General features: G+C 72.8%; 19 protein-coding genes. 14 read left to right on the plus strand and 5 right to left on the minus strand.

Annotation, left to right across the window (positions count from 1 at the left end; all coding sequences use genetic code 11):
- Positions 1-55 precede the first annotated feature (55 nt).
- The 5 genes from infB to CRP51_RS22300 all read left to right on the plus strand — a co-directional run bounded on the left by infB (position 56) and on the right by CRP51_RS22300 (position 5,941).
- Complete coding sequence (gene infB, locus CRP51_RS22280) at positions 56-3,052, plus strand: translation initiation factor IF-2 (RefSeq protein ID WP_097233081.1); 2,997 nt, start codon at positions 56-58, stop codon at positions 3,050-3,052.
- 77 nt (positions 3,053-3,129) lie between these two features.
- Entirely contained in the window at positions 3,130-3,426 is a 297-nt protein-coding gene (locus CRP51_RS22285; protein WP_097233082.1) for a DUF503 domain-containing protein, read from the plus strand.
- Positions 3,427-3,468: 42 nt separating this feature from the next.
- Entirely contained in the window at positions 3,469-3,969 is a 501-nt protein-coding gene (rbfA, locus tag CRP51_RS22290) for a 30S ribosome-binding factor RbfA (RefSeq protein ID WP_097233083.1), read from the plus strand.
- Between the two features lie 8 nt (positions 3,970-3,977).
- Entirely contained in the window at positions 3,978-4,883 is a 906-nt protein-coding gene (gene truB / locus CRP51_RS22295) for a tRNA pseudouridine(55) synthase TruB (RefSeq protein WP_097233084.1), read from the plus strand.
- Between the two features lie 113 nt (positions 4,884-4,996).
- Positions 4,997-5,941 carry a bifunctional riboflavin kinase/FAD synthetase gene (locus CRP51_RS22300; RefSeq protein WP_097233085.1) on the plus strand — a complete coding sequence of 315 codons (945 nt, stop codon included), beginning with the start codon at positions 4,997-4,999 and terminating at the stop codon, positions 5,939-5,941.
- Positions 5,942-5,970: 29 nt separating this feature from the next.
- Here CRP51_RS22300 and CRP51_RS28950 read toward each other — a convergent pair whose 3' ends face one another.
- Positions 5,971-8,877, minus strand: a complete 2,907-nt coding sequence (locus CRP51_RS28950; RefSeq protein WP_097233086.1) for an SCO5717 family growth-regulating ATPase — start codon at positions 8,875-8,877, stop codon at positions 5,971-5,973.
- 262 nt (positions 8,878-9,139) lie between these two features.
- Here CRP51_RS28950 and CRP51_RS22310 point away from each other — a divergent pair, with 262 nt between their 5' ends.
- Positions 9,140-9,838: a class I SAM-dependent methyltransferase gene (locus tag CRP51_RS22310; protein WP_097233087.1), complete on the plus strand. Its 699-nt coding sequence runs from the start codon at positions 9,140-9,142 to the stop codon at positions 9,836-9,838.
- A 24-nt stretch (positions 9,839-9,862) separates the two neighbouring features.
- On the opposite strand, the gene CRP51_RS22315 is transcribed toward CRP51_RS22310, so the two are convergent.
- Both CRP51_RS22315 and CRP51_RS22320 read right to left on the minus strand, forming a co-directional pair.
- Positions 9,863-10,126 carry a DUF397 domain-containing protein gene (locus CRP51_RS22315; RefSeq protein ID WP_097233088.1) on the minus strand — a complete coding sequence of 88 codons (264 nt, stop codon included), beginning with the start codon at positions 10,124-10,126 and terminating at the stop codon, positions 9,863-9,865.
- A gap of 145 nt (positions 10,127-10,271) precedes the next feature.
- Positions 10,272-10,550, minus strand: a complete 279-nt coding sequence (locus tag CRP51_RS22320; protein ID WP_245880745.1) for a hypothetical protein — start codon at positions 10,548-10,550, stop codon at positions 10,272-10,274.
- Between the two features lie 411 nt (positions 10,551-10,961).
- Between CRP51_RS22320 and rpsO the strand changes: the two genes are divergently transcribed.
- The 5 genes from rpsO (at position 10,962) to CRP51_RS22345 (ending at position 16,457) form a co-directional block, all read left to right on the plus strand.
- The gene (gene rpsO / locus CRP51_RS22325; protein ID WP_097233090.1) at positions 10,962-11,252 is read left to right on the plus strand and encodes a 30S ribosomal protein S15; all 291 of its coding nucleotides are present in this window, start codon (positions 10,962-10,964) and stop codon (positions 11,250-11,252) included.
- 288 nt (positions 11,253-11,540) lie between these two features.
- Entirely contained in the window at positions 11,541-13,772 is a 2,232-nt protein-coding gene (locus tag CRP51_RS22330; RefSeq protein WP_097233091.1) for a polyribonucleotide nucleotidyltransferase, read from the plus strand.
- Complete coding sequence (locus CRP51_RS22335; protein WP_097233092.1) at positions 13,769-15,169, plus strand: M16 family metallopeptidase; 1,401 nt, start codon at positions 13,769-13,771, stop codon at positions 15,167-15,169. The genes CRP51_RS22330 and CRP51_RS22335 overlap by 4 nt, the downstream gene beginning before the upstream one ends.
- 83 nt (positions 15,170-15,252) lie before the next feature.
- Positions 15,253-16,008: a 4-hydroxy-tetrahydrodipicolinate reductase gene (dapB, locus tag CRP51_RS22340; RefSeq protein WP_097233093.1), complete on the plus strand. Its 756-nt coding sequence runs from the start codon at positions 15,253-15,255 to the stop codon at positions 16,006-16,008.
- Positions 16,009-16,010: 2 nt separating this feature from the next.
- Positions 16,011-16,457 carry a hypothetical protein gene (locus CRP51_RS22345; RefSeq protein ID WP_097233094.1) on the plus strand — a complete coding sequence of 149 codons (447 nt, stop codon included), beginning with the start codon at positions 16,011-16,013 and terminating at the stop codon, positions 16,455-16,457.
- Positions 16,458-16,584: 127 nt separating this feature from the next.
- Here the strand turns inward: CRP51_RS22345 and CRP51_RS22350 are convergent, their stop codons facing one another.
- On the minus strand, positions 16,585-17,154 hold the full coding sequence (locus tag CRP51_RS22350) for an SCO5741 family PH domain-containing membrane protein (protein ID WP_097233095.1): 570 nt from the start codon (positions 17,152-17,154) through the stop codon (positions 16,585-16,587).
- 73 nt (positions 17,155-17,227) lie between these two features.
- Positions 17,228-17,446 (minus strand): hypothetical protein, encoded by a 219-nt coding sequence (locus tag CRP51_RS22355; protein ID WP_097233096.1) that lies wholly within the window; start codon positions 17,444-17,446, stop codon positions 17,228-17,230.
- 160 nt (positions 17,447-17,606) lie between these two features.
- Here CRP51_RS22355 and thyX point away from each other — a divergent pair, with 160 nt between their 5' ends.
- The 3 genes from thyX to CRP51_RS22370 all read left to right on the plus strand — a co-directional run bounded on the left by thyX (position 17,607) and on the right by CRP51_RS22370 (position 21,225).
- Complete coding sequence (gene thyX, locus CRP51_RS22360) at positions 17,607-18,329, plus strand: FAD-dependent thymidylate synthase (protein WP_097233097.1); 723 nt, start codon at positions 17,607-17,609, stop codon at positions 18,327-18,329.
- Positions 18,330-18,499: 170 nt separating this feature from the next.
- Positions 18,500-19,399, plus strand: a complete 900-nt coding sequence (dapA, locus tag CRP51_RS22365) for a 4-hydroxy-tetrahydrodipicolinate synthase (protein WP_097233108.1) — start codon at positions 18,500-18,502, stop codon at positions 19,397-19,399.
- 140 nt (positions 19,400-19,539) lie between these two features.
- Positions 19,540-21,225: a ribonuclease J gene (locus tag CRP51_RS22370; protein ID WP_097233098.1), complete on the plus strand. Its 1,686-nt coding sequence runs from the start codon at positions 19,540-19,542 to the stop codon at positions 21,223-21,225.
- Positions 21,226-21,456: the final 231 nt, after the last annotated feature.

The raw sequence follows: 21,456 nt of genomic DNA on the forward strand, positions 1-21,456 counted from the left end.
GTGAAGTAGCGAAGGTCCGGCGGACGACCGACCCCCGGACCGTATAAGGAGCGAAGTGGCTAAGGTCCGGGTATACGAGCTCGCCAAGGAGCTTGGAGTTGAGAGCAAGGTCGTCATGGCCAAACTCCAGGAGCTGGGTGAGTTCGTCCGTTCGGCGTCCTCGACGATCGAGGCGCCGGTCGTACGCAAACTGACTGACGCGCTGAACACGGGCAACGGCTCCGGCCGTAAGCCCGCGAAGCCGGGCGCCCCCAAGCCGGGTGCCCCCAGGCCCGGCGCCCCCAAGCCGGGCGCCTCGGCCCCCAAGCCGGGCGCGCCCAAGCCGGGCGGCGCCGCACCGAAGCCGGGCGGCCCCCGCCCCGGCCCCAAGCCGGGTCCGGCCGCGCCGGCCCCGCAGCAGCCGGCCGCGCCGAGTACGCCGGCCACCCCCGAGTTCACGGCCCCGCAGGGCGAGGCCGCCCGTCCGGCGCCGCGCCCCGAGCGGCCGGCCGCCGAGCGCCAGGCCCCCAAGCCCGGCGCCCGTCCGGCCCCCAAGCCCGGTGGCCAGCAGAAGCCGGGCGGCGGCGGCAAGCCGGCCGGCCCCAAGCCGGGCGGCCGTCCCGCCGGTCCCCGGCCGGGCAACAACCCGTTCTCCACCGGTGGTTCCACCGGCATGGCGCGCCCGCAGCAGGCGCCGCGCCCCGGGCCGCGCCCGGGTCCGGCGCAGGGCGGCGGCGGCGCGCCGCGTCCCGGCGGCGGCGCCCCCTCCCAGGGCGGCGGCCCGCGCCCCCAGGCCCCGGGCGGCGGTCGCGCCACCCCGGGCAACATGCCGCGTCCGCAGGGCGGCGCCCCGCGCCCAGGCCCCGGCGGTAACCGCCCGAACCCGGGCATGATGCCGCAGCGCCCGTCGGCCGGTGGCCGTCCCGGCGGCCCCGGTGGCGGCGGTGGCCGTCCCGGTGGCGGCGGCGGTCGTCCCGGTGGCGGCGGCTTCGCCGGCCGCGGTGGCGGCGGTGGCCGTCCCGGTGGCGGCGGCTTCGCCGGCCGTCCCGGCGGTGGCACCGGCACGCGTCCGGGCGGTGGCGGCGGCTTCGCCGGCCGTCCCGGCGGCTTCGGCGGCCGCCCCGGCGGCCCCGGTGGCCGCGGTGGCACGCAGGGCGCCTTCGGCCGCCCCGGCGGCCCGGCGCGGCGCGGGCGCAAGTCGAAGCGGCAGCGTCGCCAGGAGTACGAGGCCATGCAGGCCCCGTCGATCGGCGGCGTGATGCTGCCGCGCGGCAAGGGCGAGGTCATCCGCCTCTCCCGTGGCGCGTCGCTGACGGACTTCGCCGAGAAGATCAACGCGAACCCGGCCTCCCTGGTCCAGGTGCTCTTCAACCTGGGCGAGATGGTCACGGCGACGCAGTCGGTCTCCGACGCGACCCTCCAGCTGCTGGGCGAGGAGATGAACTACACGGTTCAGATCGTCAGCCCGGAGGAGGAGGACCGCGAGCTGCTGGAGTCCTTCGACATCGAGTTCGGCGAGGACGAGGGCGGCGAGGAGGCCCTGGTCTCCCGGCCACCGGTGGTCACCGTCATGGGCCACGTCGACCACGGTAAGACCCGTCTGCTGGACGCGATCCGCAAGACGAACGTCATCGAGGGCGAGGCCGGCGGCATCACCCAGCACATCGGTGCCTACCAGGTCTCCACCGAGGTCAACGGCGACGAGCGGCGGATCACCTTCATCGACACCCCGGGTCACGAGGCGTTCACCGCCATGCGTGCCCGCGGTGCCAAGTCCACCGACATCGCGATCCTGGTGGTCGCGGCCAACGACGGCGTGATGCCGCAGACGATCGAGGCGTTGAACCACGCCAAGGCCGCCGAGGTCCCGATCGTCGTCGCGGTCAACAAGATCGACGTCGAGGGCGCCGACCCGGCGAAGGTGCGCGGCCAGCTGACCGAGTTCGGTCTGGTGGCCGAGGAGTACGGCGGCGACACGATGTTCGTCGACATCTCCGCCAAGCAGGGTCAGAACATCGAGGGTCTGCTGGAAGCGGTGGTCCTCACCGCCGACGCCGCCCTCGACCTGCGGGCCAACCCCCGCCAGGCCGCCCAGGGCATCGCGATCGAGGCCCACCTCGACCGGGGCCGCGGCGCCGTCGCCACGGTGCTGGTGCAGCGCGGCACGCTGCGGGTCGGCGACACGATGGTCGCCGGCGACGCGCACGGCCGCGTCCGGGCGATGCTCGACGACGCCGGGCGCAACGTCCAGGAGGCGGGCCCGGCCACGCCGGTGCTGGTGCAGGGTCTGACCAACGTGCCGGGCGCCGGGGACAACTTCCTGGTGGTCGGCGAGGACCGCACCGCCCGGCAGATCGCCGAGAAGCGCGCCGCCCGCGAGCGGAACGCGGCGTTCGCCAAGCGCACCCGCAGGGTCTCCCTGGAGGACCTGGACAAGGTGCTGGCGGCCGGCGAGGTCCAGCAGCTCAACCTCATCATCAAGGGCGACGCGTCCGGTTCGGTCGAGGCCCTGGAGGCCTCGCTGCTCCAGCTCGACGTCGGCGAGGGTGTCGACCTGCGGGTGCTCCACCGGGGCGTCGGCGCGGTCACCGAGACCGACATCGACCTGGCGGCCGGCTCCGACGCGATCGTGATCGGCTTCAATGTCCGCGCCGAGGGGCGTGCCACCCAGGCCGCCGAGCGCGAGGGCGTGGACGTCCGGTACTACTCGGTCATCTACCAGGCGATCGAGGAGATCGAGGCGGCCCTGAAGGGTCTCCTCAAGCCGGAGTACGAGGAAGTCGAGCTGGGCACGGCCGAGATCCGCGAGGTCTTCCGCTCCTCCAAGCTGGGCAACATCGCGGGTGTCCTCATCCGCTCCGGCGAGGTGCGGCGGAACACCAAGGCGCGGCTGGTGCGCGACGGCAAGGTCATCGCGGAGAACCTCTCCATCGAGGGCCTGCGCCGCTTCAAGGACGACGTGACCGAGATCAGGGAAGGCTTCGAGGGCGGTATCAACCTCGGAAACTTCAACGACATCAAGATCGACGACGTCATCGCCACCTACGAGATGCGCGAGAAGCCGCGCGCCTGACAGCCGGGGCCGGGGTGGCCCGCCGGGAGTGAAAAACCCGGCGGGCCGTCCCGGCTCTGCCCGTTACGATCTTCAGCATGTATACCGGGACGCTGTCCTTTGACCTGCTGCTGGGCGACGTGCACTCGCTCAAGCAGAAACGTGCGGTGATACGGCCGATCGTGGCCGAGCTGCACAGGAGATTCCGGGTGAGCGTCGCCGAGGTCGGCGACCAGGACCTGCACCGCCGGGCGACCGTCGGACTGGCCGCGGTCTCCGGCGACGCCGGGTATCTGGCCGGCCTGCTGGACGAGTGCGAGCGGCTGGTCGCCGCCCGCCCCGAGGTGGAGCTGCTGTCCGTGCGGCGGCGGTTCCACGGCGAGGACGACGAGTGACGGCCTCTTCGGCCGTGACACGAAAGAGCGAGGAGAAGGACCGTGGCGGACAAGGCACGGGCGAAGCGGCTGGCCGACCTCATCCGGGAGGTGGTGGCCGAGAAGCTGCACCGGGACATCAAGGACCCGCGCCTGGGCACCCGGGTCACCATCACGGACACCCGGGTCACGGGTGACCTGCGGGAGGCGACCGTCTTCTACACGGTCTACGGCGACGACGCGGACCGGGAGGAGGTTGCCGCCGGGCTGAGCAGCGCCAAGGGCGTGCTGCGCTCGGCCGTGGGCGCGGCGGCCGGGGTCAAGCACACCCCGAGCCTGACGTTCGTCCCCGACGCGCTGCCGGAGACCGCGCGCAACCTCGACAGCCTCTTCGACGCCGCGCGCGAGCGCGACGAGCGGCTGCGCCAGGAGGCCGCGGGGGCCGACTACGCGGGTGGGGCCGACCCCTACCGGGAGACCGGCCGCGACGAGGAGGACGCCCCCGAGGCGGCCGACCGCTCGAACGGCTCCGACCGTTCCGACCGTTCCGACCGGGAGGACTGAGCCGAGCCATGGCGCGTCGCAGGACGGCGGACGGACCCGACGGCCTGCTGGTCGTGGACAAGCCCGCCGGACACACCTCCCACGACGTGGTCGCCGTGGTGCGTGGCATCGCCCGCACCCGGCGCGTCGGCCACGCCGGCACCCTGGACCCGATGGCCACCGGGGTGCTCCTGCTGGGGCTCGGCAGGGCCACCCGGCTGCTCGGCCATCTCGCGCTGACGGAGAAGGAGTACCTGGCCACCGTCCGGCTCGGCCAGTCCACCGTCACCGACGACGCCGAGGGCGACGTCACCGAGGCGCCGGGCGCCGGCGGGCTCGCCCCGGAATCCGTCGCGGCGGAGGTCGACCGGCTGACCGGCGCGCTGATGCAGGTCCCGTCGAAGGTCAGCGCCGTCAAGATCGACGGCAAGCGCTCCTACCAGCGGATGCGGGAGGGCGAGGACGTCACCCTGCCGCCCCGCCCGGTCACCGTGCACACCTTCGAGGTGGGCGCGCCGACCGAGACCACCGCGCCCGACGGCACCCGCGTCACCGACCTGACGGCCCGGGTGGTCTGCTCCTCGGGCACCTACGTCCGCGCGCTCGCCCGCGACCTGGGCGCCGCGCTGGGCGTCGGCGGCCACCTCACCGCGCTGCGCCGCACCCGTGTCGGCCCCCACGACCTGACCGCGGCCCGCACCCTCGACCAACTCCGCGCCGAGCTGACGCCGTTGACGCTGGCCGAGGCGGCGGCCGCCGCGTTCCCCCGCTGGGACGTGGACGCCAGGCAGGCCACCCTGCTGGGCAACGGGGCGCGGATCACCACCCCCGAGCTGCCGAAGGGGCCGGTCGCGGTCTTCGACCCGGACGAGCGGCTGATCGCCCTGGTGGAGGCCGACGGCGAACGCAGCCGAAGCCTGGCCGTCTTCGTCTGAGCGACGTCTCCGCGCCGGCCGGGGCGGGGCGAGGCGGACGTCCCCCGTACGGGTGGCGGCGGGTATTTTTGGACCGGCAGGACCCAAGCACGAGGTGGCGAGGAGCGACAACGGTGCAGCGCTGGCGTGACATGGCGGATGTCCCAGGGGACTGGGGGCGCAGCGTCGTCACCATCGGTTCCTACGACGGTGTGCACCGCGGGCACCAGCTGATCATCGGACAGGCGGTCGAGGCGGCACGCGAGTCGGGCCTGCGGACGGTGGCGATCACCTTCGATCCGCACCCCAAGGAGGTCACCCGGCCCGGCTCCCACCCGCCGCTGCTCGCCCCGCACCACCGGCGGGCCGAGCTGATGGCGGAGCTGGGCGTCGACGCGCTGCTGGTGCTGCCGTTCACCAAGGAGTTCTCGCAGCTGTCGCCGGCCGAGTTCGTGGCGAAGGTGCTGGTGGAGCGGTTGCGCGCGGCGGTGGTCGTGGAGGGGCCCAACTTCCGCTTCGGGCACCGCGCCGCCGGCACCGTCGACACCCTCGCCGAGCTGGGGAAGACCTACGGCTTCGAGGTGCGGGTCGTCGACCTCTACGCGCGGGGGGCGGCCGGCGGCGGCGAGCCGTTCTCCTCCTCACTGGCCAGGCGGCTGATCGCCGAGGGCGACGTGACCGGCGCGGCCGAGGTGCTGGGCCGTCCGCACCGCGTCGAGGGAACGGTGGTGCACGGCGCGCGGCGCGGCCGTGACCTGGGCATCCCGACGGCCAACCTGGATCTGGTGCCGCACTCGGCGGTGCCGGCCGACGGGGTCTACGCCGGCTGGCTGCTGGCCGCCGGCGAACGGATGCCGGCCGCCGTCTCGGTCGGCACCAACCCGCAGTTCCAGGGGACCCACCGCACGGTCGAGGCGTACGCGCTGGACCGCACCGACCTGGAGCTGTACGGGGACTGGGTGGCCGTCGAGTTCGGCGCGTTCGTGCGGGGCCAGGCGACCTTCGACTCGCTCCAGGCGTTCCTCGACCAGATCCACCGCGACATCGCGCGCGTCCGCGAGCTCACCCGCGCCGGCTGACCCCTCCGGGGCCGGCCGGCGCGGGGCGCTCAGCCCTGCGGGGGCCCCGGCGGGCGCCAGGCGCCCGGCTGCTGCGGCGCGCCGGGGTAGTCCCCTGGACCGCCCGGCTGCTGCGGGGGCCCCGGATAGCCGTAGCCCTGCGGCGTGGGGCCCGGGTAGCCGTACCCGGGCGGCGGGGGCGCCTGCTGCGGGTAGCCGTAGCCCTGCGGCGTCGGCTGCCCCGGCAGGGGCGGCGCCACCTGCGGCGGCATCCCGCCGTCCGGCGTCCACAGCCCCTGCTCCTGCTGCATCCGGGAGAAGTCCTCGGCGACCAGCGCGGCCAGCTCGAAGTACGCCTGCCGGGTCTTGGGCCGCATCAGGTCCAGGTCCAACTCGGCGCCGGCGGAGAGGTGTTCGTCGAACGGGGCCACCACCACGCCCCGGCAACGGGTCTGGAAGTGCGCCACGATGTCCTCGACCTTGACCATCCGGCCCGTCTCGCGCACCCCGGAGATCACCGTGATGCTGCGCCGCACCAGGTCGCCGTACCCGTGCGCCGCCAGCCAGTCCAGCGTGGTGCTGGCGCTGCTGGCGCCGTCGACGGAGGGCGTGGAGACGATGATCAGCTGGTGCGCCAGGTCGAGCACCCCGCGCATCGCGCTGTAGAGCAGCCCGGTGCCGGAGTCGGTGAGGATCACCGGGTACTGCTGGCCCAGCACGTCGATGACGCGGCGGTAGTCCTCGTCGTTGAACGTGGTGGAGACCGCCGGGTCCACGTCGTTGGCGAGGATCTCCAGACCCGAGGGCGCCTGCGAGGTGAACCGCCGGATGTCCATGTAGTTGTTCAGATGCGGGATGGCGCCGACCAGGTCCCTGATGGTGGCGCCGGTCTCGCGGCGCACCCGGCGGCCGAGGGTGCCGGCGTCCGGGTTGGCGTCGATCGCGATGACCTTGTCCTGCCGCTCGCTGGCCAGGGTCGCGCCCAGCGCGGTGGTCGTCGTGGTCTTGCCGACACCGCCCTTGAGGCTGATCACCGCGATCCGGTAGCAGGAGAGCACGGGGGTGCGGATGATGTTCAGCTTGCGCAGCCGCTCCTCCTCGGCGGCCTTGCCCCCGATCCGGAAGCGCGATCCGGGCTTGCTGGCCGGCTGCGAACGCTGCTTGTTGGCGCGCTTGCTCTGGATCAGCCGGTCGGAGGAGAGCTCGACGGAGGCGGTGTAGCCGAGCGCGCCGGGCTGCACCTGGTTCGAGTACGGGCCCTCGCCGCCGGGACCGGCCGGGTACTGCTGCTGCGGGGGCGGCGGCGTGCCCTGGCCCTGCTCGGCCTGGCCCGGCTGGGCCTGCGGGAACGGCTGACCGGGCTGCGGCGGGAACGGCTGCCCCGGCTGGGCGGGCGGCTGCGGGTAGCCGTAGCCCTGGGGCTCCGGCCGGGGCCCCGGCTGTCCCGGCTGACCGGGGAACCCGCCGCCCGGCTGCTGCGGGGGCTGGCCCTGCCCGAGGCTGAACTGGGAGGGGTAGGGGCGGTGTTCGTGCGGCGACGGGCCCGGCTGGCTCGGAGGGCTCGGCTGGCCCGGCAGCGCCGGCGGCCCCGACTGCGGGGCGGCGCCGGGGAACCCGGCGCCCGGGGCCGCGCCGGGGGGCTGCTGGTGGGGCGCCGACGGGTGCGGCTGGCCGGGGGCGCCGGGCGCGGGCGGCGCGCCCCAAGGCGTGGGTCCTGGCGGTGGCTCGGGCGCGCGCTCCTCCGACCGCGCGCCCCACGGGCCAGGCGGCGCCGGCTGGTTGGCGGGCGGCTGGGCGGCGGCGGGCGGCGCGCCCCAGGGCGCCGGCTGGCCGGCCGGCGGCTGCGGCGGATCGGAGCCCTGCTCCTCCCGGGGCGGCAGGCTGTCCTGGGTCAGCGCGGGCCAGCTGCCGACCGCCGTGGGCGGCTGGGCCACCAGCCCGCCCGAGGTCGGGTCGGGCGGGGACGGCCAGGCGTCGGCCGGGCTCGGCCCGGCCTCCGCGTCCCGCGCCGCGTCGTCGGCGGCCGCGGGCTTCGGCGGGGCGGCCCACGGCGCCGCGTTGTTCGGGAATCCGGTGGGGCCCGCGAACGGAGCCGGCCGGGCCGACTCCTCGTCCCCGGTGCCGTCACCCTGCCCCTCGGGGGTACGGGCCGGCGGCGGGGGAGGCAACGGCATCCCCCGCGGCGGCGAGCTGGGGCCCGAGTCCTCGGGCGGCTTCCCGGCGTTCAACTGCGGCTCCTCGGGCGGCTTGGCGAACTCCACCTCGATCCCGGGCGGCTCGGGAGCCCCGCCGGGTGCCTCGCCCACCACGGGGGAGGGCGGTGGGGGCGAGCTGGGAGTCGGCGGCTTCAGCTGGAAGTCGGGGGGCAGCGGCGGCAGTCCGCCGGGCAGCCCGGAGGCGGGCGGTGGGGGAGCGGCCGAGCGGGCGGGCGGCGGGGCGGGCGGCTCGGGCAACGGCGGCGGCGTGATCGCGGCGGCCTCGCCGGCGGGCTCCTCGCCCTTCGGCTCGTCCTCCTTCGGCTCCTCCGAGCGCTGCTCGCCCAGAGCCTTGCGGACGGCCGCGGCCGAGATCTGCATCGTGGCGCCGCTGACCAGGTCGCCGTCATCGGACTTCGCGTCCTCGTCACCCTCCCGGGCGGGCCGGGAAGCGGCGGACCCGGAGGCGTCGGACGGGGAAGCGGCGGGCTCGGGCCGGGCGACGGGGGGCGGACCCGGGAAGGGCGAAGCCCCGCCGGAGTCCGCCGGAGCGACAGGCGCCGCGGGCCCCGAGGCGTCCGCCTTCTCCCGGCTCTCAGCCCCGCCACCGGCGCCGCCCCCCGCGTACCAGGCGGGCGGGGTGTAGTCGATGGTGAACTGCCCGGTGTGCTCCGACTCCTCCTCAAGGAGCTCGTCATCGGGCTGTTCGGCACCGGAGTCTGCCTCCCCGGTGGTGCGAACCTGGTCCCGATCGCTGGTCACGACGCCTCCCGCTGCTGGTATTGCTCGTCTGCTCCGCACCTCACGGGGCCGCTGCGCGCGCGGACGGGCCGGATCTCCCAGGCGCCTCCCCTGGGCACCGGTGCGGGGCGGTGTTCCACGTTCCACGCGTCTCCTGCCGCGCCCACCCTCACCCTAATCGTCCCGGTCCAACTCCCCTAGTCCTCCCCTGTACCCGCGAGGGCGCCGCGCCACCGCGAAAACGGGCGGCGTTCCGTCCCCCGCGTGTGACAGCGTCCCGCCCATGACTGACCCGTGGATGATCGACGAACTGGCCCACGCGGGCCCCGAGCACCTCGACGAGGCGTTCGTCGCCAACTTCGACCGCAAGCAGGGCTTCCCCGACCCCGCCGACGACATCGCCGCGCTCCACGACAACGGCGTGGGCGGGGACGCGACCGTCGTCGACCTCGGCGCCGGCACCGGCCGCTTCGCGCTGGCCGCGGCCGGGCACTTCGCCCGCGTCGTCGCGGTGGACATCTCCCCGGCCATGGTGGAGGCCCTCACCCGCCGCGCCGCGGAGAGCGGACCGCGCAACGTCGAGACGGTCCGCGCCGGCTTCCTCAGCTACCGGCACGAGGGGCCGCCGGCGGACGCCGTGCACACCCGGCACGCCCTGCACCAGCTGCCCGACTTCTGGAAGAGCCAGGCGCTGGTCCGCGTCGCCGCCCTGCTCCGCCCCGGAGGCGTGCTCAGGATGCGGGACCTCGTCTACGACTTCGCCCCCGAGGAGGCCGAGGAGGTCTTCGCCGCCTGGCTCTCCGGCGCCGGCGTCGACCCCCTGGCCGGCTACACGGCCGAGGACTACGCCGAGCACATCCGCACCGAACACAGCACCTACCGCTGGCTGCTGGAACCGATGCTCGACGCCGCCGGCTTCGACATCGTCCACGCGCACTACGACGGGCGCCTCTTCGGCACCTACACCTGCGTGCGCCGCTGACCCCCGCCGACCCGCCGCCGGGCGTCAGTCGATGTCGAACTCGCCGTCCCTGGCGCCCAGCACGAACGCCTCCCACTCGGCGTCGGTGAACCGCAGCACGGTCTCCGGCTCCTTCGAGTTCCTCATGCCCACGCCGCCACCGGGGAGGTAGGCGATCTCCACCTTCTCGTCCTCCGGCCCCCCCGGGGCGCTCAGCCACTCGACACCCGAGATGTCCAGCGCGTACAACTCGTTCTTCTCGCGCTCCTTGCGCGCGGCGATCTCTTCCGGAGTCTCAGTCGTGGCCACAGCCCAACACCCCTGCTTCCTCTGGTGACCTTGCCGAAGACGTGAACGGGCGATCGGCCCTCGCCGAACCCCTAGGTGATCGTAACGCGGCGCACTGTCACGGCGCCGTGCCCGGCGCCGCCTCGCACCGTGCCCGGCACCGTCCCTAGAGGTACCAGTCGAGGCCGAGAACGAGGGCGAAGCCCGCCACCAGCACGGCCATCCCGAGCCGGGTCCTGCCCCTGCGGCTCATCTCGATCACGGCGCCGGAGAGCACGAAGGCGGCGCCGTAGAGCCCTATGGACTGGAGCGAGGAGCCGTCCCCCAGCCGCACGACCAGCACCACCGCCATCGCGACCATGGCCCCCGCCGCGATCCCCATCCGCAACCGGCGGGCCTGCCGTGGCGTGAGGCCCTGCCGTGCGCCCTGCTGTGTCGAAGTCACCCCCGCAGCATAAGCCGTCGACATGCGGCACCGAATGGCTCGGAGAGCGTCACCGAACCGCCAAAAACCGAGCGCCGGGCAGTAGTTACGCGCCCCGCCGCCGCGCGCCCGCCCCACGCGCCGGAGCCGCCGGGGCCCGCCGCCCCCGGGCGGGCCACCGTCCGTGACCGGGACACCACGGGTCGACCGGCGAGGGTATGATCATTCCGCCCCGGCGTGGGTCCGACCGACCCGATGTGCCCCGGCGAGCCAACCTGATGTAGCCTGCGTAACGGCCGTTTGCGTACGCGCCCCCGGAAGTCCCCGGAGGAAGCGCTCAACGGACCCCGCCTCCCGAGTTCCGGAAGCTCCCCTGTGGTTCAGACCAGGGGCACTCGGTGGCTGACGATCAAACCACCACGAGGAGTACGTGTGTCGTCTCTCGACGCCGCCACGAAGCAGAAGATCATCGCCGAGTTCGCCACCAAGGAGGGCGACACCGGCTCCCCCGAGGTCCAGGTCGCGCTGCTCAGCCGCCGCATCTCCGACCTCACCGAGCACCTGAAGAAGCACAAGCACGACCACCACTCCCGCCGTGGTCTGCTGCTGCTGGTCGGCCAGCGCCGCCGGCTCCTGCAGTACCTCGCCAGCAAGGACATCCAGCGCTTCCGTGCGCTGGTGGAGCGGCTCGGCATCCGCCGCGGCGCGGCGGGCGCCAGGTAGTACGCCCGACAGGGAGCGGTCACCCACGCGGGGCCGCTCCCTTCGCCGTATCCGGGGATCGCCCCCCGGGCGGTGGAGAACGGGCTGGGTCACCGTCCCCTTTGTAGGCTGGTGCCCAGCACACCCACTAGGACACAGGCGGAGCGCCTTCACACCGCCGCCGGTCTTCGGTAGTGGCTTCCGGGCGGCGTCCCGGAGGCTTCGATCGATGGCCGGCCCGTCGGGAGGTGCTCCACCCGCACGCGCCGCCCCTCGCGGGCGAGCGCGCAGAAGAGGAGAAACACCAAGGTGGAGAACGAGACACACTACGCCGAAGCCGTGATCGACAACGGCGCCTTCGGCACCCGCACCATCCGCTTCGAGACCGGCCGACTCGCCAAGCAGGCCGCCGGCTCCGCCGTCGCCTACCTCGACGACGACACCATGGTCCTCTCGGCGACCACGGCCTCGAAGAACCCGAAGGACCAGCTGGACTTCTTCCCGCTCACCGTCGACGTCGAAGAGCGGATGTACGCGGCCGGCAAGATCCCCGGCTCCTTCTTCCGGCGCGAGGGCCGCCCCTCCGAGGACGCGATCCTCACCTGCCGGCTGATCGACCGCCCGCTGCGCCCCTCCTTCAAGAAGGGCCTGCGCAACGAGATCCAGATCGTCGAGACGATCATGGCGCTCAACCCCGACCACCTCTACGACGTGGTCGCCATCAACGCCGCCTCCTGCTCCACCCAGCTCGCCGGGCTGCCGTTCTCCGGCCCCATCGGCGGCACCCGGGTGGCGCTGATCCGCGGCCAGTGGGTCGCCTTCCCCACCCACTCGGAGCTGGAGGAGGCCGTCTTCGACATGGTCGTCGCCGGCCGGACCCTGGCCGACGGCGACGTGGCCATCATGATGGTCGAGGCCGAGGCCACCGAGAAGACGATCGAGCTGGTCAAGGGCGGCGCCCAGGCGCCGACGGAGGAGCTGGTCGCGGCCGGCCTCGAGGCCGCCAAGCCGTTCATCAAGGTCCTCTGCCGCGCCCAGTCCGACCTCGCCGCCAAGGCGGCCAAGCCGGTCGGCGAGTTCCCGATCTTCCTGGACTACCAGGACGACGTCTTCGACGCGCTGAGCAACGCGGTCCGCGAGGACCTCTCCCGCGCGCTGACCATCGCGGGCAAGCAGGAGCGCGAGGCCGAGCTGGACCGCCTCAAGGCGGTCGCCGCCGAGAAGCTGCTCTCCCAGTTCGAGGGCCGCGAGAAGGAGATCTCCGCCGCCTACCGCTCGCTGACCAAGCAGGTCGTGCGCGAGCGCGTGATCCGCGACAAGGTCCGCATCGACGGCCGCGGCGTCACCGACATCCGCACCCTGGCCGCCGAGGTCGAGGCCATCCCGCGGGTCCACGGCTCGGCGCTCTTCGAGCGCGGCGAGACCCAGATCCTGGGCGTCACCACGCTCAACATGCTGCGCATGGAGCAGCAGCTGGACACCCTCTCCCCGGTGACCCGCAAGCGCTACATGCACAACTACAACTTCCCGCCCTACTCCACCGGTGAGACCGGTCGCGTGGGCTCGCCCAAGCGCCGCGAGATCGGCCACGGCGCGCTCGCCGAGCGCGCGCTGGTGCCGGTGCTGCCCACCCGCGAGGAGTTCCCCTACGCCATCCGGCAGGTCTCCGAGGCGCTGGGCTCCAACGGCTCGACCTCGATGGGCTCGGTCTGCGCCTCCACCATGTCCATGCTGAACGCCGGTGTGCCCCTCAAGGCCCCCGTCGCCGGCATCGCCATGGGCCTGATCTCCCAGGAGATCGAGGGCGAGACCCACTACGTGACGCTGACCGACATCCTCGGTGCCGAGGACGCCTTCGGCGACATGGACTTCAAGGTCGCCGGCACCCGGCAGTTCGTCACCGCGCTCCAGCTCGACACCAAGCTGGACGGCATCCCCGCCTCCGTGCTGGCCGCCGCCCTCAAGCAGGCCAGGGACGCGCGGCTGCACATCCTGGACGTGATGAGCGAGGCCATCGACGTCCCGGACGAGATGTCCCCGAACGCCCCCCGGATCATCACCGTGAAGATCCCGGTGGACAAGATCGGTGAGGTCATCGGCCCCAAGGGCAAGATGATCAACCAGATCCAGGAGGACACCGGCGCCGACATCACCATCGAGGACGATGGCACCATCTACATCGGTGCCGCCGACGGCCCGGCCGCCGAGGCCGCCCGCGCCACGATCAACGGCATCGCCAACCCGACGATGCCCGAGGTCGGCGAGCGGTACCTGGGCACCGTGGTGAAGACGACCACCTTCGGCGCGTTCGTGTCGCTGCTCCCGGGCAAGGACGGGCTGCTGCACATCTCGCAGATCCGCAAGCTCGCCGGCGGCAAGCGCGTGGAGAACGTCGACGACGTGCTCGGCGTCGGCCAGAAGGTCCAGGTCGAGATCGCCGAGATCGACCAGCGCGGCAAGCTCTCCCTGATCCCCGTCCTCGACGAGGCCGAGGAGACCGAGGGCGAGTCGAAGAACGAGAAGGACGCAGCCGAGAAGTGACCCGTTCACCTCGTGGCACGACGGCCCGCCCCACCCTCGCGGTGGGGCGGGCCGTGCCCCGTCAGCGCCATGCCGGCACGTCCGGGCCACCGGCCGGCGGCGGCGCCGGCACCGTCCGCAGGACGGTCCTGCCCGGCGGGCTGCGGGTGGTCACCGAGTCGGTGCCCGCGGTGCGGTCCGCCACCTTCGGGATCTGGGCGCAGGTCGGTTCGCGCGACGAGTCGGCCGAGCTCAACGGCGCCACCCACTATCTGGAGCACCTGCTCTTCAAGGGCACCCACCGGCGCGACGCCCTGGAGATCTCCTCGGTGGTCGAGGCGGTGGGCGGCGAGATGAACGCGTTCACCACCAAGGAGTTCACCTGCTACTACGCGCGGGTGCTCGACGCCGACCTGCCGCTGGCGGTCGACGTGGTGTGCGACATGCTCACCGACTCCCTGATCGCGCCCGAGGAGGTGGAGGCGGAGCGCGGGGTCATCCTGGAGGAGATCGCGATGACCGACGACGACCCCGGTGACGGCGTCCACGACCTCTTCGCCCACACCCTGCTCGGCGACACCCCGCTCGGCCGCCCGGTGCTCGGTACCGAGGAGACCGTCAACGCCCTGGACCGGGACCGCATCGCGGAGTTCTACCGGACCCACTACGACCCGACCCGCCTGGTGGTCACCGCCGCCGGCCGGGTCGACCACGACGCGGTCGTCGAGCAGGTACGGGCCGCGTTCGAACGCGCCGGGGTGCTCCCCGGCGCGCCCGACGCCCGCCCGGCGTCGCCGCGCGGCGGCCGGCGCGTCCTGGACTCGGCCGGCCGCGTCGACCTGCTGGACCGCGCGACGGAGCAGGTCCACCTCGTGCTGGGGATGCCCGGCGTCTCCCGCCACGACGACCGCCGCTGGGCGCTGTCGGTGCTCTCCACCGCGCTGGGCGGCGGCATGAGTTCGCGGCTCTTCCAGGAGGTCAGGGAGAAGCGTGGCCTGGCCTACAGCGTCTACAGCCACACCTCGGGCTACGCGGACTGCGGTCTCTTCGGCATCTACGCCGGCTGCCGCCCCGGGCAGGTGGACGACGTGCTCAAGATCTGCCGCGAGCAGTTGGCCGAGGTCGCCGAGCACGGCATCGACGAGGACGAGACGCGCAGGGCGATCGGCCAGCTCGCCGGCTCCACCGTGCTGGGTCTTGAGGACACCGGCTCGGTGATGCACCGGCTGGGCAAGAGCGAGATCTGCTGGGGGGAACAGCTCTCCGTCGACGGCCTGTTGGAGCGCATCACCCGCGTCACCCCGGACGAGGTGCGCCAGGTCGCCGCCGACGTGCTCGGCCGGCGCCCGTCCCTCTCCGTCATCGGCCGCCTCAACGACCGCCAGGCGGGCCGGCTGTCGGCCGCCGTCGCGGGCTGAGCGGCGCCGGCCGGGCGGGCGGGGACACGGGGAAGCGACGCGGCGGGGGAAACGACAAGGACACGAGAGAAACGGACCGGACCATGGGCAAGCAGCGGGTGGCCGTGATCGGCGCCCAGGGACGCATGGGCGCGGAGGCCGTGCGCGCGGTCGAGGCCGCGGACGACCTGGAACTGGTCGCGGCGCTCGGCCGTGGCGACCGGCTGGAGACCCTGACCGAGGCCGGCGCCGAGGTGGCCGTCGAGCTGACCCACCCGGACGCGGTGATGGAGAACCTGGCGTTCTGCGTCGCCCACGGGGTCCACGGCGTCGTGGGCACCACCGGCTGGACCGAGGAACGGCTGGCGACGCTGCGCGGCCGGCTGGCCGCGGCGCCCGGGGTCGGCGTGCTGATCGCGCCGAACTTCGGCATCGGCGCGGTGCTCACCATGCGCTTCGCGCGACAGGCGGCGCGCTACTTCGAGTCCGTCGAGATCGTCGAGTCGCACCACCCGGGGAAGGCGGACGCGCCAAGCGGCACCGCCGTGCGCACCGCCCAGCTCGTCGCGGAGGCGCGCCGCGCGGCCGGCCTCGGCGACCAGCCGGACGCCACCACCACCGCCCTCGACGGGGCGCGCGGCGCGTCGGTCGACGGGGTCCCGGTGCACGCGGTGCGGCTGCGCGGCCTGGTCGCCCACCAGGAGGTGCGCTTCGGTGACGAGGGCGAGATCCTGACCATCGCCCACGACTCGATGAACCGTTCCTCGTTCATGCCGGGCGTGCTGCTTGGCGTGCGCCGGGTGGTCGAGGTGCCGGGCCTGACCTTCGGGCTCGAACACTTTCTGGACCTGGACGGCTGACCGTGGTGGCGAAGGTCGGCTATGCCGTGGTCAGTGTGCTGCTGGTCGGCTATCTGGCGCTGGCCGGGCACCGGGCGGTGCTGCTGATCCGCGAGGGCACCTGGGTCACGGTCGCGCTGGGCGTGGCGGTGATGGCGTTGCCGCTGATCGGCGGCTGGTTCCTGTGGCGCAGTTTCCGCTTCGTGCTGCACGCCAACCGGCTGGGCCGGGAGCTGGACGCCGAGGGCGGGCTCGCGGTGGACGACCTGCCGCGCACGCCCAGCGGCCGGATCGACAGGGACGCGGCGGACGAGGCGTTCGCGAGGCGCCAGGCCGAGGTGGAGGAGCGGCCGGAGGACTGGCGTTGCTGGTTCCGGCTGGCCGTCGCCTACCACGACGCCAGGGACACACCGCGGGCCCGCCGCACGATGGAACATGCCATCGCCCTCCACGCCGGCCGCCGCGGATGACAGCCGACGGCGCCAGCGGCGCGGGGAGCTGCGCGGGAACCCGCGACCGCCGGTAGACGACGACGCCGCCGGCCGAGTCACCACCCCGGTGGTCGCACCGCCCCGGGCCCACCCCGGCGGGAAGCCGCTACCGGCCTCGGCCGCCCCCGTCGGTCTCGTGCTCGGCGGCCCACGCCTCCAGGACGTCGGCGGCCCGTTCGAACGGCTCCGGCCGGTTGAGGAAGTCGGCGCTGTGGTCGGTCACCAGCGGCCGCAGGGTCTCGCCCTTCCTCGGCTGTATCACCACGGCCTGGCCCTGCACGCTCCTGGGCAGCCCGAGCCACTTCACCGGCTGCTGCACGGTGCGGACCTCGGCGATCTCGCGCCAACGCAGCGTCTGGGTCCGAAAGAGCCCGACCCGGCGGAGACCACGCGGGCTGACCCACAGGCCCATCCGCAGCAGGCGGAGCGCGAAGGTCACCGAGGTGACGGCGCAGAGCGCGGTGACGGTGGCGCCGGTCGGGGGACCGGCGGCCGCGATGATCACGGCGGAGATCAGCAGATAGGCGGCGAGCAGCAACGTGATCGCCGCCCCACCCACCCGCCACGGACCGGGGCGGTAGGGCCGCCGCCAGTGGTCCGGCTGCCCGTGGGGCAACGGACCGTCAGTCGGGCTGCTCTGCGCGTCGTGCTCGGCGGAGAGAAAAGTCAGGGGCACGGCTCGTCCTCGTTCGTATCACAAGCACATCACATGACGGGATGAACTCCTGCGAACGGTGAGGCTATCGCGCTCAGCGACTCTCGGCCGCCTCAGGTGCGTCCGGGACCGTTCGGTCCTTGGGCTCCAGCGCCGGCGTGGCCAGCAGCAACGCCCCGACCAGTCCCGATATGACCACCAGTGCGACCAGTGCGCCACCCAGAATCCGCGCCGCCGAGGGACGCCGACGCGCGGGCACGGGCGTCCCGTGGTCGTCCTGTCGCATGAACTCGGCGTGATGGAAGTCCGCCATCGGAACGCTCCCTTCCTCCATTGGTGTTGCATCTGAAAATATCAAGGGAAGAGTCCGCACCTCGACCGATGAGTCCCTTTTGAGACCGGGATCAGGGGACTGTCAGTGGTCCCCCTTAGGGTGGGTGCCGCTCGCACCGCCCCGCCCGGAAGGACCGCCGATGACCGACACCCCCCGATTCCGCAGCGACATGACGGTGGAGCTGGTCAAGCACAGCGCCTCGGACACCGACGTGCTCTTCGCCGCCCGGGTCTCCACCGCGGGGGAGCGTTCGCTGGAGGAGGTCGGCAGGGACCCGGAGCGCTCCAAGGGCCTGATCAACTACCTGCTCCGGGACCGGCACGGCAGCCCCTTCGAGCACAACTCGATGACCTTCCTGGTCAGCGCGCCGATCTTCGTCTTCCGCGAGTTCCACCGCCACCGCGTCGGCTGGTCGTACAACGAGGAGTCCGGCCGGTACCGGGAGCTGGCCCCGGTCTTCTACGTGCCGGACGAGCGGCGCCCGCTGGTGCAGCGGGGCCGTCCGGGCAAGTACGAGTTCGTCGCCGGCTCCGCCGAGCAGCACGCCCTGGTCGGCAAGGTCCTGGAGGACTCCTACCGTCAGTCCTACGCCGCCTACCAGGAGCTGCTGGAGGCCGGCGTCGCCCGCGAGGTCGCCAGGGCCTCCCTGCCCGTCGCGCTCTACTCGACGATGTACGCGACGTGCAACGCCCGCTCCCTGATGCACTTCCTCGGGCTGCGCACGAAGGACGAGCGGGCGAAGGTGCCGTCCTTCCCCCAGCGGGAGATCGAGATGGTCGCCGAGCTGATGGAGGCCGAGTGGGCCCGCCTGATGCCGCTGACCCACGCGGCGTTCAACGCCAACGGCCGGGTCGCCCCCTGAGCGGCCGGACCACCACCGGAGGTGTCCGTATTGCGACATTTCGCGAAGTTCATCTAGGGTGATTGAACGGGCCCGGCGCTGTTTGAACCCCCGAGCAAGCAGCGCCGGGTTCCACACGTTGCCAGCCCCGATGGGCCACGGCGGCCCGAGCTACGAGTAGCGTGGACACCATGGCTCCGACCTCCACTCCTGACATCCCCTTCGGGCGGATCCTGACCGCCATGGTCACGCCCTTCTCGGGGGATGGATCGCTCGACCTTGAGGGCGCCCAGCGGCTGGCCACCCACCTGGTGGACTCCGGCAACGACGGGCTGATCGTCAACGGGACCACCGGCGAGTCCCCCACCACCACCGACGGGGAGAAAACCGAGCTGGTGCGGGCCGTGGTGGAGGCCGTGGGCGACCGCGCCCACGTGGTCGCCGGGGTCGGCACCAACGACACCCGGCACAGCTGCGAGCTGGCCCGCGCCGCCGAACGAGCCGGAGCCCACGGCCTGCTGACCGTGACCCCGTACTACAACAAGCCCCCGCAGGAGGGCCTGTACCAGCACTTCACCGCCGTCGCGGACGCCGCGGAGCTGCCGGTGATGCTCTACGACATCCCCGGCCGCAGCGGCGTCCCGATCAACACCGAGACGATGGTCCGGCTCGCCGAGCACCCCAGGATCGTGGCCAACAAGGACGCCAAGGGCGACCTCGGCCGCGCCAGCTGGGCGATCGCCACCACGGGCCTGGCCTGGTACTCCGGGGACGACATGCTGAACCTCCCGCTGCTGTCCGTCGGCGCGGTGGGCCTGGTCTCGGTCGTCGGCCATGTGGTCACGGCCGAGCTGCGCTCCCTCGTCGAGGCCCACACCGGCGGCGACGTCGCCAAGGCCACCGAGATCCACCAGCGCCTGCTCCCGGTCTTCACCGGCATGTTCCGCACCCAGGGCGTGATCACCTCCAAGGGCGCCCTCGCCCTCCTCGGCCTGCCGGGCGGCCCGCTGCGGCTGCCGCTGGTGGGACTCACGGAGGCCGAGACCGAGCAGCTGAAGAGGGATCTCGCCGCCGGTGGGGTACAGATCTAGTCCGCGTGCCGCGCACGCGACGCACACGTTCGCGCACTGTCGCGCACATTGGTGATAACTGAATACCGATCCATGCACACAGTCACGCGCGCCACGTGCCCCCGTCACCGGGCAGTGGCGCGCGTGGTCAGGAGAGTCTCTTGAGTCATCCCCATCCAGAACTCGGCCCACCGCCGAAGCTCCCTGAGGGTGGCCTCCGCGTTACCCCGCTCGGCGGCCTGGGCGAGATCGGCCGCAACATGACCGTTCTCGAGTACGGCGGCCGACTGCTCATCGTCGACTGCGGAGTGCTCTTTCCCGAAGAGGAGCAGCCCGGCATCGATCTGATCCTGCCGGACTTCAGCTCCATCCGGGACCGGCTGGACGACATCGAAGGCATCGTGCTCACCCACGGGCACGAGGACCACATCGGCGGCGTCCCCTACCTCCTCCGGGAGAAGCCGGACATCCCGCTGATCGGTTCCAAGCTGACGCTCGCCCTCCTGGAGGCCAAGCTCCAGGAACACCGCATCCGCCCCTACACCCTCCAGGTGAAGGAGGGGCACCGGGAACGCATCGGCCCCTTCGACTGCGAGTTCGTCTCGGTCAACCACTCCATCCCCGACGCCCTGGCCGTCGCCGTCCGGACCCCGGCCGGCATGGTCGTCCACACGGGCGACTTCAAGATGGACCAACTGCCGCTCGACGGCCGCCTCACCGACCTGCGGGCCTTCGCCCGGCTGGGGGAGGAGGGCATCGACCTGCTGCTCTCCGACTCCACCAACGCCGAGGTCCCCGGCTTCGTCGCCCCCGAGCGCGAGATCTCCGGGGTGCTGCGCCAGGTCTTCGCGCGCGCCGAGAAGCGGATCATCGTGGCCAGCTTCGCCAGCCACGTCCACCGCATCCAGCAGATCGTGGACGCCGCGCACGAGCACGGCCGGCGGATCGCCTTCGTCGGCCGGTCCATGGTCCGCAACATGGGCATCGCCCGCGACCTCGGCTACCTCCGGGTGCCGGCGGGCCTGGTCGTCGACGTCAAGACGCTGGACGACCTGCCCGACCACGAGGTGGTGTTGGTCTGCACCGGTTCCCAGGGCGAGCCGATGGCCGCCCTCTCCCGGATGGCCAACCGCGACCACCAGATCCGCATCGTCGAGGGCGACACGGTGATCCTGGCGTCCTCCCTGATCCCGGGGAACGAGAACGCGGTCTACCGCGTGATCAACGGGCTCACCCGCTGGGGCGCCAACGTGGTCCACAAGGGCAACGCGAAGGTCCACGTCTCGGGCCATGCCTCGGCCGGCGAGCTGCTGTACTTCTACAACATCTGCCAGCCCAGGAACCTGATGCCGGTCCACGGCGAGTGGCGACACCTGCGCGCCAACGCGGAGTTGGGCGCCATGACGGGCGTCCCGGCCGAGCGCATCGTGATCGCCGAGGACGGCGTGGCCGTGGACCTGGTCGACGGCAAGGCGAAGATCGCGGGCAAGGTCCAGGCCGGCTATGTCTACGTGGACGGCCTCTCCGTCGGGGACGTCACCGAGTCCAGCCTGAAGGACCGTCGCATCCTCGGCGACGAGGGCTTCATCTCCGTGCTCCTGGTGGTCGACACCAGTACCGGAAAGATCGTCAGCGGGCCGAGCATCCACTCCCGCGGCTCCGGCATCGAGGACTCCGACTTCGCCACGGTCATCCCCAAGATCAACGAGGTGCTGGCCCGCTCGGCCCAGGACGGCGTGGTCGAGGCCCACCAACTCCAGCAGCTGGTGCGGCGAACCGTGGGCAAGTGGGTCTCCGACACCTACCGGCGCAGGCCGATGATCATGCCCGTGGTCATGGAGGTCTAGCTCCCATCTCCCGGTGGAGCGCCCGGATTTGCATCTGGGCGCTCCACTCCAGTACGTTTACGTCATCGCCGCAAGGGGAACCGGGAGCAGCCCAGCTGCTCGGACCGGACCTGGTGTGGCGAGCAGCGAAGGGAAGCGCCCGGAGGGCCCTGAGAGGGGTTTGAAGGAAGCGTCCGTTCCTTGAGAACTCAACAGCGTGCCAAAAGTCAATGCCAGATTTTTGAGTTATTT

Source organism: Streptomyces zhaozhouensis (genome assembly GCF_900230195.1).
GTDB lineage: Bacteria > Actinomycetota > Actinomycetes > Streptomycetales > Streptomycetaceae > Streptomyces > Streptomyces zhaozhouensis.